Source organism: Mycobacterium paraense (assembly GCF_002101815.1).
Classification (GTDB): domain Bacteria; phylum Actinomycetota; class Actinomycetes; order Mycobacteriales; family Mycobacteriaceae; genus Mycobacterium; species Mycobacterium paraense.
The window spans coordinates 84,017-95,778 of the sequence record NZ_LQPM01000049.1 but is presented as its reverse complement, the minus strand read 5'-3'; the positions used below and the strand labels follow the sequence as shown (position 1 = coordinate 95,778).

Below are 11,762 nucleotides of genomic sequence, written 5' to 3'. Positions count from 1 at the left end.
TCACAAAGTCTTACGAAGGACCAGCAGCGAACGTGCGGGCAGCGAGACCTTCTCCTCGGCGGTCATCACGTGGTCGGCCCCGTCCTTGAAGCCGGCCGGCTCGTTGGTGTTCAGCTCCACGATCCACTCCCGGGCGTAGTCATCGGGCGGCATCACGAACTCGATCGGCTCGTCGGCGGCGTTGAAGCACAACAGGAACGAGTCGTCGACCACCCGCTCGCCGCGGGCGTTAGGGGCGGTGATGGCGTCGCCGTTGAGGAACACCGCCACGCACTTGTGGATGCTTTCGCCCCAGTCCTCGTGCGTCATCTCGCGACTGCTCGGATTGAGCCAGGCGATGTCGCGGACCTCGTCGCCGCTTCGGATCGGCTCGCCTTCGAAGAACCGGCGCCGGCGGAACACCGGGTGGTTTCTGCGCAGGGCGGTCGCCTTGCGCGCGAACGCCAGCAGGTCGGCGTTCTTGTCGACCAACGACCAATCCATCCAAGACAATTCGGAATCCTGGCAGTAAACGTTGTTGTTGCCGTTCTGGGTGCGCCCGAACTCGTCGCCGTGCGCGATCATCGGCGTGCCCTGGCTGACCATCAGGGTGGCCCAGAAGTTGCGCATCTGACGGTTCCGCAGCTCGATGATGTCGGGGTCGTCGGTGGGGCCTTCGACGCCGCAGTTCCACGAGCGGTTGTGGCTTTCCCCGTCCCGGTTTTCCTCGCCGTTGGCCAGGTTGTGCTTTTCGTTGTACGAGACCAGGTCGTTGAGCGTGAACCCGTCGTGGGCGGTGACAAAGTTGATGCTGGCGCTGGGCCGCCGGCCCGTCACCTCATAGAGATCCGACGACCCGGTCAGCCGGGAAGCGAACTCGCCCAGGGTTGCGGGCTCGCCCCGCCAGTAGTCACGCACAGTATCGCGATACTTCCCGTTCCACTCGGTCCACAAACCCGGGAAATTTCCGACCTGGTAGCCGCCCTCGCCGACGTCCCACGGTTCGGCGATCAATTTGACCTGGCTGACCACCGGATCCTGCTGCACCAGGTCGAAAAACGCGCTCAGCCGGTCGACGTCGTGCAACTCGCGGGCCAGGGTGGCGGCCAGATCGAAGCGGAACCCGTCGACGTGCATCTCGATCACCCAGTAGCGCAGCGAGTCCATGATCAGCTGCAGCACGTGCGGGTGGCGGGGATTGAGGCTGTTGCCGGTGCCGGTGTAGTCCTTGTACAGCCGCAGGTCCTCGTCGACGAGCCGGTAGTAGGCGGCGTTGTCGATGCCGCGGAAGTTGATCGTCGGGCCGAGGTGGTTGCCTTCGGCGGTGTGGTTGTAGACCACGTCGAGGATCACCTCGATGCCGGCCTCGTGAAAGCTGCGCACCATCGACTTGAACTCGGCGACGCTGGCCTTGCGGTTGGCCGCGTACTGGTTGTGCGGGGCGAAGAAGCCAAATGTGTTGTAGCCCCAGTAGTTTCGCAGCCCGAGGTCGAGCAGCCGCGCGTCGTGCATGAACTGGTGCACCGGCATGAGCTCGATGGCGGTGACGCCGAGCGACTTGAGGTGGTCGATCACCACGGGGTGGGCCAGCCCGGCGTAGGTGCCGCGCAGCTCCTCGGGGACGCCGGGATGGGTCTGCGTCATGCCCTTGACGTGGGCTTCGTAGATGACCGTCTCGTGGTACGGGGTGAGCGGGGCGCGGTCGGACCCCCAGTCGAAGAACGGGTTGCTCACCACGCTGGTCATGGTGTGGCCGAGCGAGTCCACCATCGGCGGGGTGCCGGGGTCGGCCCCGTCGGCGTTGGGGCCGTCGGGGGTGACGGCCGTGAGGTCGTAGGAATACAGGGCCTGGCCGAAGGTGAAGTCGCCGTGGAACGCCTTGCCGTACGGATCGAGCAGCAGCTTGCTCGGGTCACACCGGTGGCCGGCGGCCGGATCCCACGGCCCGTGGACGCGAAAGCCGTAGCGCTGCCCCGGGGTGATGTTCGGCAGGTACGCGTGCCAGACGTAACCGTCGACCTCGTCGAGGGGGATCCGCGACTCTTCGCCGTTGTCGTCGATCAGGCACAGGTCGACCCGTTCGGCGATCTCGGAGAACAGCGAAAAGTTGGTTCCCGCGCCGTCATAGGACGCGCCCAGTGGGTAAGGGGTGCCGGGCCACACGGTGGCCAGCCTGGGCCGTCGGTCACCAGCGCCTGTTTCTGAAGCGGGTTTGTCGGTCGGCATCACTTGACCTTATCGGCGGCCGCGGTGCGGCGGCCCGCTACCACCAACCGGTGCTGGCCCCGATCTGCCGGCCCAGCTCGGTCGTCATGGTGCGCACGTAGGTGGGCGAGAGGTGGTGAGCGCCGTGGTAGATCAGCACGTTTCCCTCGACGGGGCGGCAGACGTCGGCGCGACAGATCGCGTCCGACATGTCCAGGACCTTCAGCAGCGGGAACTGCGCGACGAAGTCGAGGGTCTGGTTGTGATCGGACAGCACGTCGGAGCGCTTCACCGCGCAGGACTGCGGGCTGCCGCCCTTCTTGGCCAGGCAGTCGGCGGGGTCGAACGGTTTGCCGTCCTTGACCAGCCACGGGGTGTCGCGCATGCCGAGGATGGGAATGTTGTTGTCGGACAACGTCTGCCAGATGCCGATGTAGGTCGCCGGCATGACGTCGCCGGTCTTGATGTTCCACGGCCGGGTCGTCGTGGTGAACACGTAGTCGGGCCGGTCGTCGACCAGCTTGTTCATCGTCCGCTGCACCCACTCGCGGCACTGCATGTACGGGGCGTTGTTGCCCATGATCAGCGGCACTTCCTCGGTGGACAACGGGCAGCCCATCTTGAGGTACGTCACCACCTTGAAGTGATGCATGCGGCCAAGAGCGTCGAGCGCGGGCAGCCAGTGCTCGGCGTGCGACCCGCCGGCCAGGGCGATGGTCCGCGTCGCGGTGACGTCGCCGTAGGCGCAGTTCACGACGGTCGGGTTGACGAAGTCGCTGATGCAGCCGTCCCGGGTCGAGATCGGAAGGTCGTCCTTGATTTCCAGGACGCTGGGCCGCATCGGCAGCGCCGGCACCCGCGCGTGTTCGGTCAGGGCGCGCGCGCCGGGGTAGTCCTGCGGGTTGAGGACGCTGAGTTCCTTCCCCGCCGCGCGCAGCACCGTGACGTGCTGACGCCAGGTGAACGACGTTGCGGTCAGCGTGACGCCGAGCAGCACCACCATCGATCCCAGCGCCATCGTCGGGCGCCGCAGGCGCACCCACCAGGGGACCACGGGGGCTTGTGGGACGGACACGGCCGGCGCCGCGCCGGCCCGGTAGCGCAGCGGGTCCTCGACGAGCCGCGTGGTCAGGTAGGCCAGCACCCCGGACACCAGCAGCAGCACCGTGCCCTCGACGAAGCCGGCGTGCCTGTGGCCGCTGTAGGACAGCCAGAAGATGAGCAGCGGCCAGTGCCACAGGTACAGCGAGTAGGCCATCGCGCCCAGCGCCACCAAGGGCCCGGCGGCCAGCACCCGATTCGGCAGCGGCATCCGGTCGTCCGCGCCGGCCCGCAGGTTGGCCCCGGCGAGGATCATCAGCATGGTGGCCCCGACGGGGACCAGTGCCCACGGGCCGGGGAATTCCTTGACGCCGTCGATCAGGGCCCCGCACGACACGATCGCGGCCAGCGCGACGGTCGCGACGGCGGTGCGCAGCCAGGTCGGCCACCGCACGTAGGGCACGGCGGCGCCGACGAGCGCGCCCAGCAGCAACTCCCAGGCCCGGGCGAAACTGTCGTAGTAGGCGGTCGCCTGGTTGTCCTGGTGGGCGACGATCGCGTACACGAATGAGGCCACCGTCAGCGCGCTCAGGAGCACCAGGAACACGGTCCGGCGTCGCTCCCCGAGGCCGCGCAACGCGTAGGCGCAGCCGGCGATCAGCAACAGGAACGCGATGTAGAACTGGCCCTGCACCGACATGGACCAGATGTGCTGCAGCGGGGTGACGGCTTCACCGGCCCGCAGGTAATCCGATGCGCTGTTGGCCAGCTCCCAGTTCTGGTAGTAGCCCAGGCTGGCCAGGCTCTGGTCGGCGAAGGTCTCCCAGCGGGTCTCCGGCTGCACCAGGATCGTCAGCAGCCCGCAGCCCGCCAGGACCACGACCAGGGCGGGGAGCAGGCGGCGCACCAGCCGGACCACCTCGGCGACCGGCGACAGCGGGAGATTGGGGTTCAGCGCGGCGCGCAGGATCTTGCCGCCGAAGAAGAAGCCCGACAGCGCCAAGAAGACGTCCACGCCGCCGGAAACGCGTCCGAACCAGATGTGGAACATGGCGACGAGCGCGATCGCGATGCCGCGCAGCCCGTCGAGGTCGTAGCGGTAAAAGCCCGCCGCGCGCGCAGCCACCGGTTTCGCAGGGGCAACCGGTGGGCGGGGCGGTGACAGGCTCTGCATGGTTGACCGCCAATTTACCGAAAACCGCCACCCGCTCCCGAGGGGAGCGAGTGGCGGCTGGTCGGCGCGTCGGGAACGGTCGCGCCAGGGGATTACCGGGTGATGCCGAACGGCGCCGGCTGCACCGGCGCCTGCTGCGCGGGCGACTGCAGCAGCGGCAGCTGTTGCAGGGGCGCCTGCGCGGGCACCTGCTGCGACGGGGCCTGCTGCGTGGGCACCTGCTGGACCGGGGCCTGCTGCAGCGGGGCCTGCTGAGTGGGCGCCTGCTGCGTGGGCACCTGCTGGACCGGGGCCTGCTGTGCGGGCGCCTGCTGCGCGGGCAGCTGCTGCGCCGGCGCCTGCTGGAACGGCACCTGCTGCACCCCGAGGACCCGGACCAGGTAGGGCGTCATGCCGTTGGCCCGCACGGGCGACACCTGGACGACGTCGCCCACCTCGAGCATCTGGTTGTTGCCGAGGTACATCGCCACGCTCTGGGTGCCTTCGGGACCGTAGAAGATCAGGTCACCGCGGCGCGCTTGCTGCGGCAGCACCTTCTGGCCGAGGCGGTACATCTCACCGGAGGAACGCGGCAGCTTGATCCCGGCGCCCGCGTAGGCGTACTGCATCAGGCCCGAGGCGTCGAACCCGACGGTCATGGCGCCGGTGCCCTTGCCGCGCGAGGGGCCGGTGACACCGCCGCCGGCCCAGGAGAACGGCACCCCGCGCTGCGACAGGCCGCGCATGACGACGATGTCGGTGGCCTGCTGGTAGTCCATCGACCTGGTGCCCGGGTCGGCGGTCGCGATGCCGGCGGTGACCACCGGGGCCACCAGCATCGCGACACCGATCGCGAAAGCGTAGATGCGTTTCATTTGGATCCCCACCTTCTTGGGTCCTGGGCCTCCGTCGCGGTGACTTCGCGCATCGGCCGCTATTGCATGCGGCGAGGGCCTCCCCGTCGGGGCCCGACGCCGCTGCATGACGCTTGGCATGCACCCGGCCGGCTAGCCGGCTGAATTCACACCAGTCACTAGAGACACTTTTACAACAGAAGGCTCAGCGGGAAAATAGCTGGTGAGGCGCAGGAAGGATTTTTTGTCGTAACGTGACCGGACGGTGACTGGCGGGCCCAATCCGGCCCGCGCAGCTGTGATTTGGGTCTCAGCCCGCTCAGAGCCAGTAGCGCGCGCTGAAGGTGGTCAGGATCGACCCGGCCACGGAGGCGACCACGAGCAGGGCGAGCGACAGGACGGGCCAGAAGGACATGTACCAGCCCTTCAGCAGCGACACGAACGGGCCGATCCCGGCCGCGGCGATGGCGGCGCCGATGCCGCCCCACACCAGCGGGCGGATGTAGTAGTCGACGCCGAAGGGCACCGGCCCGCAGTCCTCGCCCTCGCACACGCTCGAGAGGAAGCCGAAAAGCCGCGCCGGCCACGTCGTCGCGGTCGCCAGGACCACCAGCAGCACCAGCAGCGCCACCGTGCAGACGACGTCCCAGGGGACGATCCGCAGCCGCAGCACCCGGGGTGGTTGGGGGGGCTCGTCGGGCGCCGGCGGGGCGGCGATGCGGTCACCCGGATCGGGGTTCATGGCCTTAGATGCTCCCCGATGGCCGCGATTTGTGCGAGCCGGCTGCTTTACGCTCGGTCTCTATGCCTGCGGCGAGGGCCGGGTTGACGCCCGAGCAAATCAGCGCGATCGACGCGGCGCACCTGTGGCACCCCTACAGCACCATCGGCGGCGAGGCGGTGGCGCCGGTGGTGGCCGTCGCGGCCCACGGCACCAAGCTGACACTGGTCCGCGACGGCCGGCCCATCGAGGCGCTCGACGCGATGAGCTCCTGGTGGACGGCCATCCACGGGCACGGCCACCCGGAGCTGGACGCGGCGCTGGCCGCGCAGCTGGCCACGATGAACCACGTCATGTTCGGCGGGCTCACCCACGAGCCCGCGGCCCGGCTGGCGCAGTTGCTGGTGGAAATCACGCCGGCGGGCCTGGACACGGTTTTCTTCAGCGACTCCGGATCGGTGTCGGTGGAGGTCGCGGTGAAGATGGCCCTGCAGTACTGGCGCAGCCGGGGCCGGCCCGGCAAGCACCGGCTGATGACCTGGCGTGGCGGGTACCACGGCGACACCTTCACCCCGATGAGCGTCTGTGACCCCGACGGCGGCATGCACTCGCTGTGGACCGACATCCTGGCCAGGCAGGTGTTCGCCCCGCAGGTGCCGCGCGGGTACGACCCCGCCTACATCGCGGCGTTCGAGGCGCAACTGGCGCAACACGCCGCCGAACTGGCGGCCGTCATCGTCGAGCCCGTCGTGCAGGGGGCGGGCGGGATGCGCTTCCACGACCCCAGATACCTGAGCGACCTGCGCGAGCTGTGCCGCCGGCACGACGTGCTGCTGATCTTCGACGAGATCGCGACCGGGTTCGGCCGCACCGGCGAGCTCTTCGCCGCCGACCACGCCGGGGTGAGCCCGGACATCATGTGCGTCGGCAAGGCGCTGACCGGCGGATACCTCAGCCTGGCCGCCACGCTGTGCACGACCGAGATCGCGCACACGATCAGCACGGGGGAGGCGGGCGCGCTGATGCACGGGCCCACCTTCATGGCCAATCCGCTGGCCTGCGCGGTGTCGGTGGCCAGCGTCGAACTGCTGCTGGGCCAGGACTGGCGGTCGCGGGTGACCCAGATCGGCGCCGGGCTCTCCGTCGGGCTCGAGGCCGCCCGGGCGCTGCCCGGCGTGACGGACGTGCGGGTGTCCGGCGCCATCGGCGTCATCGAATGCGCCGGGCCGGTGGACCTGGCCGTCGCCACGCCGGCGGCACTGGACCACGGTGTCTGGCTGCGCCCGTTCCGCAACCTTGTGTACGCGATGCCGCCGTACATCTGCTCGGGCGACGAGATCGCCCAGATCACGTCCGCGATGGTCGAGGTCGCGCGGCTGGCGGGATGAATCGAGGCGCCGGCTTCCGGCCCGGCGGCTCAGCAAATTCTCAGCAGATTCTTCGGCCGCGGCTAGCTCGGCTCAAAGGATCCACAAAGCCGCCGGCCCCATGATCATTCCCATGATGAGTGAGTCGCTCTGCGCCAAGTTGATCGAACGCTACGTACGCACCAGCGGGTTGCAGTTCCTCAAGGGCGAGCACGATGGCGAATACTTCTGTGTCGCCAACGCCGACGGCAGGCGGCTGCACGTCCACCTCGAGATCTCACCGTCGTTCGGCGACACGCTGATCATCGGGGTCGCTCCCGCGTGTTCCTTCCGCGCCGCCGACCGCCCCTGGCTGACCCGGTTAGCTGACACGTGGAACAAGCAGAACCGCAAGGTCACCGCGATCGTGCATGGTTGCTCCGACCCCCGACGCGTCGGCCTCGTGGCCCGCGGATCCCGGTGGATCCAGGACAGCATCTCTTTCGAGGACTTCGCTTCCTTTGTCGACCGCACCGTCGCGGAGGCCGTCGATTTGTTTGCTGAGGCGACGGTGGTTGTCGAGCTGCCGTCGACGGCGCAGCCGATTCTGCGCGACGCGAGCTGACATTCCGGCGCGACGGCCGGGCGCAGCGCCACCGCAATCCCGCCAGCCGGGTGGGTCCCAAGGGGCCGACCGCCGACGATGAAGTTGTGGCTTATCGAAGCCAACCGGGACGGTTTCGGGAGCGGCTCCGTCCGCGCGGCCCGGTAGCGACGCGACGACCCGGTGGACCGCATGCTTTTGCGGCTTTTTCGGCCAGGTCGGAAGCCGCACTTGCAGCCGGTTTGCAGCTCCGCCAGTTTTTGTTTGATGCGTTCAGCCGAAGCTGCCCCACGTCGTTGTACTTGTGTGTAATCTCCGTGACGGGCGCGACCCAACCACGCTTTGTTGCTTTGCCGCTGGGTCGTTGATGACCGGCCTGGAGGATAGATATGGCGTATGTGATCGCGACACCCGAGATGGTGGCCGCCGCGGCAAACGATGTGGCTGCTATTGGTTCGACGCTTGGCGCGGCACACTCGGCGGCGGCGTCCTCGATCGTGGGGGTGATACCCGCGGCGGCCGACGAGGTGTCGGCGGCCATCTCGCAGGTGTTCTCCGGGGCCGCCCAGGAGTTTCAGGGGCTGCTGGGGAAGGCCACGGCGTTCGGTGCGCAGTTCGCGCAGCAGCTGCACGCGGGCGCGGGCTCGTACGCGGCCGCGGAGGCCGTCAACGCCGCGTCGTTGGCCTTCGACCCGAACTCGATCCTTCAGGAGCTGATCGACGCGCCGGCCAGCTTGCTCTCGACGTTCAACGGCCTCTACAACAGCACGACCGGCGTCTTGAAGTTCTTCCTGAGCTTCCTCGAACTGCCGGTGTATATCGCCTACGAGACACTGGTCTTGGCTTATCTGACCCTCGCCGGACTGATCGCCCTGGAGCAAACGTTGGCCAAATTCCTCACTGGCACAACGATTCCGATTCCGTAATCAGATTCGGTTACGACCTAGACGGTTAGCTTGGGGAGTTCCATCGTGGCCGCGTCGTCATCGCGGTCGTCCTCCCGCAGCAGCAATGACCTCACCAGCGGGCGCGGTCCGACATCACGCAGCATGTAACTGGCCGGGCGCGGGCGCACTGTTTGTGGCCACCAGAACCAGCGCCCGAGCAGCGCGGCGATGGACGGCGTCATGAACGAGCGCACGACCAAGGTGTCGAACAACAGCCCCAGGCCGATGGTCGTTCCCAACTGGCCGATAATCCGCAAGTCGCTGAAAATCATCGAGGCCATGGTGAAGGCGAACACCAGGCCCGCGTTCGTCACGACCTTCCCGGTGCCGCCCATGGCGCGGATGATTCCGGTGTTGATGCCGGCGGCAATTTCCTCTTTCATCCGGGCTACCAGAAGCAGGTTGTAGTCCGAACCCACCGCCAACAGCACGATCACGGACATCGGCAGCACCATCCAGTGCAATTTGACGCCCAGGATGTACTGCCACACCAGGACCGACAGCCCAAACGATGCGCCCAAGGACAGCACCACCGTGCCGACGATCACCAGGGCGGCCACAAAACTTCGCGTCAGGGCGAGCATGATGACGAAAATGAGACAGAGCGCGCCGACGAGGGCGATCCACAGATCGTATTTCGAGCCGTCGTCGAAGTCCTTGTAGGTCGACGCGGCGCCGGCGATGGAAATTGTGGCGCTCGACAGTGGGGTCGTCTTGAGCGCCTCGTCGGCTGCCTTCTTGATCGGATCGATCCGTGAGATCCCTTCGGGCGTCGCGGCGTCGCCCCGATGCGAAATGATGAACCGGGCCGCCTTGCCGTCGGGAGACACAAAGGACGCCATCGCGCGCCGGAAGTCCTGGTCCTGGAAGACCTGTGGAGGCAGGTAGAAGGAGTCGTCGTTCTTGGCGGCGTCGAACGCCTGACCCATGGCGGTCGCGTTTTGGCTCGCTTCGTCCAGCTGACCGAAGAGCCCCGACGTGGTGCTGTGGTTGGTCAACAGCGTTACGCGGGTGGCCTCCGCGATCGCGATCAGTGGTGGGGTCAGCTCTAGCAGCTGCGCGGCCAGCTCGTCCGCCTGCACGGCGTCTTTGATGACCAGGTGCAAGGTATCGCGAAGCGCATCGACACCGTCGAACAGCTGAAATATCGACCTGATGGCAAAGCATATGGGGATGTCATAGCAATGCTTTTCCCAGTAGAAATAACTCCGGATAGGCCTGAAGAAATCGTCGAAATCCGCGACGTGGTTTTCCAGGTCGTCCACGATGCTTTCGATGTCTTTTGAAACGCTGACCGTGTCATGCGCAACGGCGGTGAGTTGCTTCTGCAGTTCGTACAGGTGCTTCAATATGGCGATCTGTTTGGCGAGCGAGTCGGCCTCTTTGAGCATGTCATCCATGCGGGCCTTCATGAACTGCATGTTCTGCAGCATCGAGGCGTTTTGCAGGCTGATCAGGAAAGGTATCGAAGTGTGCTCGATGGGTGTTCCCTCGGGCCGGGTTATGCCCTGCACCCGCGAAATTCCCGGTACCCGGAAAATCGCTTTCGCCAGCTTGTGCAGCACCAAAAAATCCGCCGGATTGCGCATATCATGATCCGCTTGGATCATCAGAATGTCGGGCAACATTCGCGATTGCGAGAAATGGCGGTCGGCGGCCGCATACCCCAAATTGGCGGGAAGGTCCTTGGGCAGATACGAACGGTCGTCGTAGCTCGTCTTGTAGCCGGGCAGCGTGACCAGGCCGACCAGGGCGACCGCCAGCGTCGCGACGAGAATCGGGGCGGGCCAACGGACGATCGCGGTACCGATCCCACGCCATCGCTTTTGGGCGATCTTGCGCTTGGGGTCGCACAGACCGAACCGACTTCCGGTGGTCAGAACCGCCGGAACCAGCGTGATCGCAACCGCAACAGCGACCAACATGCCCACGGCGCAGGGCACACCGATGGTCTGGAAAATCGGCATCCGGGTGAAGCTGAGGCACAACATCGCTCCGGCGATCGTCAAACCCGAACCCAGGACGACGGGGGCGACGCTGCGGTAGGTGGTGTAGTAGGCCGTTTCGGGGTCTTCGCCGGCCTGACGGGACTCCTGATAACGACCGAAAAAGAAGATGCCGTAATCGGTTCCGGCCGCCATCGACAGCGCGACCAGCAGATTGATGGCAAACGTCGAGAGCACGACAATGTTGTTGTCGGCGAGATAGGCGATGATCCCGCGCGCCGAACCCACTTCGACCCCGACTCCGATGACCACCAGAATCACGGTGGTGACCGAACGGTAGACGAGTAGCAGCACCACGAAGATGATCACCCCGGCGATCAGGGTCATCTTCAGCAGAGAGTCGTTGCCGCTGCGCACCATGTCAGGGATGAGCGCCGCCGGGCCGGTGAGATGGACCTGGACACCGGGCGGCGGCGGCTTCTGCTTGATGATCTGCCGGACCGCCGTCACGGATTCCTGCGCCAGCGTGGTGCCCTGGTTGCCGGCCAGGTTCAACTGCACATAGGCGGCCTTGCCGTCGGGACTTTCCACGCCCGATGCCGTGAATCGATCACCCCACAAGTCCTGCACGTGCTCGACGTGCCGGGGGTCGTTTCGTAACTCACGCACCAACTCTCGGTAGTAGGTGCGGGCGTCCTCCCCGAGCGGTTGCTGCCCCTCCAGCACGATCATCGCGAAGCTGTCCGAATCGGACTCTTTGAAGGCCTTGCCCATGCTCGTCATGGCGCGCACCGACGGCGCGTCTTGCGGGGCCAGCGGCACGGAATGCTCTTCGCCGACCCGCTCCAAAGGGGGGACCCCGAACGTCACCAGCAGCGTCAGGGCCACCCACGCCAGAATGACGACGAGCGAAAGCTTGCGGATCATCCGCGCAAAGAAGGGCCGCCGAGGGCTTTCGGTGCTCAT

At 66.6% G+C, this 11,762-nt stretch carries 8 protein-coding genes; 3 read left to right on the top strand and 5 right to left on the bottom strand.

Translation table 11 applies throughout. The annotated features are described in order from the left end of the window. From glgX to AWB89_RS25720, 4 genes are all read right to left on the bottom strand, one after another. The gene (glgX, locus tag AWB89_RS25735) at window positions 1–2,205 is read right to left on the bottom strand and encodes a glycogen debranching protein GlgX (protein WP_085096567.1); all 2,205 of its coding nucleotides are present in this window, start codon (window positions 2,203–2,205) and stop codon (window positions 1–3) included. A 37-nt stretch (window positions 2,206–2,242) separates the two neighbouring features. Beyond that, complete coding sequence (locus AWB89_RS25730; protein WP_085096564.1) at window positions 2,243–4,399, bottom strand: acyltransferase family protein; 2,157 nt, start codon at window positions 4,397–4,399, stop codon at window positions 2,243–2,245. Between the two features lie 92 nt (window positions 4,400–4,491). Beyond that, window positions 4,492–5,253 carry an NlpC/P60 family peptidoglycan-binding protein RipD gene (gene ripD / locus AWB89_RS25725; protein WP_085177511.1) on the bottom strand — a complete coding sequence of 254 codons (762 nt, stop codon included), beginning with the start codon at window positions 5,251–5,253 and terminating at the stop codon, window positions 4,492–4,494. A gap of 298 nt (window positions 5,254–5,551) precedes the next feature. Continuing rightward, window positions 5,552–5,974: a hypothetical protein gene (locus AWB89_RS25720; RefSeq protein ID WP_085096558.1), complete on the bottom strand. Its 423-nt coding sequence runs from the start codon at window positions 5,972–5,974 to the stop codon at window positions 5,552–5,554. A 62-nt stretch (window positions 5,975–6,036) separates the two neighbouring features. Between AWB89_RS25720 and AWB89_RS25715 the strand changes: the two genes are divergently transcribed. The 3 genes from AWB89_RS25715 (at window position 6,037) to AWB89_RS25705 (ending at window position 8,829) form a co-directional block, all read left to right on the top strand. Next, a complete protein-coding gene (locus AWB89_RS25715) occupies window positions 6,037–7,341 on the top strand; it encodes an adenosylmethionine--8-amino-7-oxononanoate transaminase (protein WP_085177509.1) in 1,305 nt (434 codons plus the stop codon). Between the two features lie 115 nt (window positions 7,342–7,456). Continuing rightward, on the top strand, window positions 7,457–7,924 hold the full coding sequence (locus AWB89_RS25710; protein ID WP_241520610.1) for a hypothetical protein: 468 nt from the start codon (window positions 7,457–7,459) through the stop codon (window positions 7,922–7,924). A gap of 368 nt (window positions 7,925–8,292) precedes the next feature. Beyond that, window positions 8,293–8,829 carry a PE family protein gene (locus AWB89_RS25705; RefSeq protein ID WP_085177507.1) on the top strand — a complete coding sequence of 179 codons (537 nt, stop codon included), beginning with the start codon at window positions 8,293–8,295 and terminating at the stop codon, window positions 8,827–8,829. 17 nt (window positions 8,830–8,846) lie between these two features. Here AWB89_RS25705 and AWB89_RS25700 read toward each other — a convergent pair whose 3' ends face one another. After that, entirely contained in the window at window positions 8,847–11,762 is a 2,916-nt protein-coding gene (locus AWB89_RS25700) for an MMPL/RND family transporter (RefSeq protein ID WP_085096548.1), read from the bottom strand.

Coding starts and splice junctions, on each gene's coding strand:
- AWB89_RS25730 (WP_085096564.1), bottom strand. CDS start 4,399: ATGCAGAGCCTGTCACCGCCCCGCCCACCGGTTGCCCCTGCGAAACCG.
- AWB89_RS25705 (WP_085177507.1), top strand. CDS start 8,293: ATGGCGTATGTGATCGCGACACCCGAGATGGTGGCCGCCGCGGCAAAC.
- glgX (WP_085096567.1), bottom strand. CDS start 2,205: ATGCCGACCGACAAACCCGCTTCAGAAACAGGCGCTGGTGACCGACGG.
- AWB89_RS25710 (WP_241520610.1), top strand. CDS start 7,457: ATGAGTGAGTCGCTCTGCGCCAAGTTGATCGAACGCTACGTACGCACC.
- AWB89_RS25700 (WP_085096548.1), bottom strand. CDS start 11,762: ATGAGCACCGAAAGCCCTCGGCGGCCCTTCTTTGCGCGGATGATCCGC.
- ripD (WP_085177511.1), bottom strand. CDS start 5,253: ATGAAACGCATCTACGCTTTCGCGATCGGTGTCGCGATGCTGGTGGCC.
- AWB89_RS25720 (WP_085096558.1), bottom strand. CDS start 5,974: ATGAACCCCGATCCGGGTGACCGCATCGCCGCCCCGCCGGCGCCCGAC.
- AWB89_RS25715 (WP_085177509.1), top strand. CDS start 6,037: ATGCCTGCGGCGAGGGCCGGGTTGACGCCCGAGCAAATCAGCGCGATC.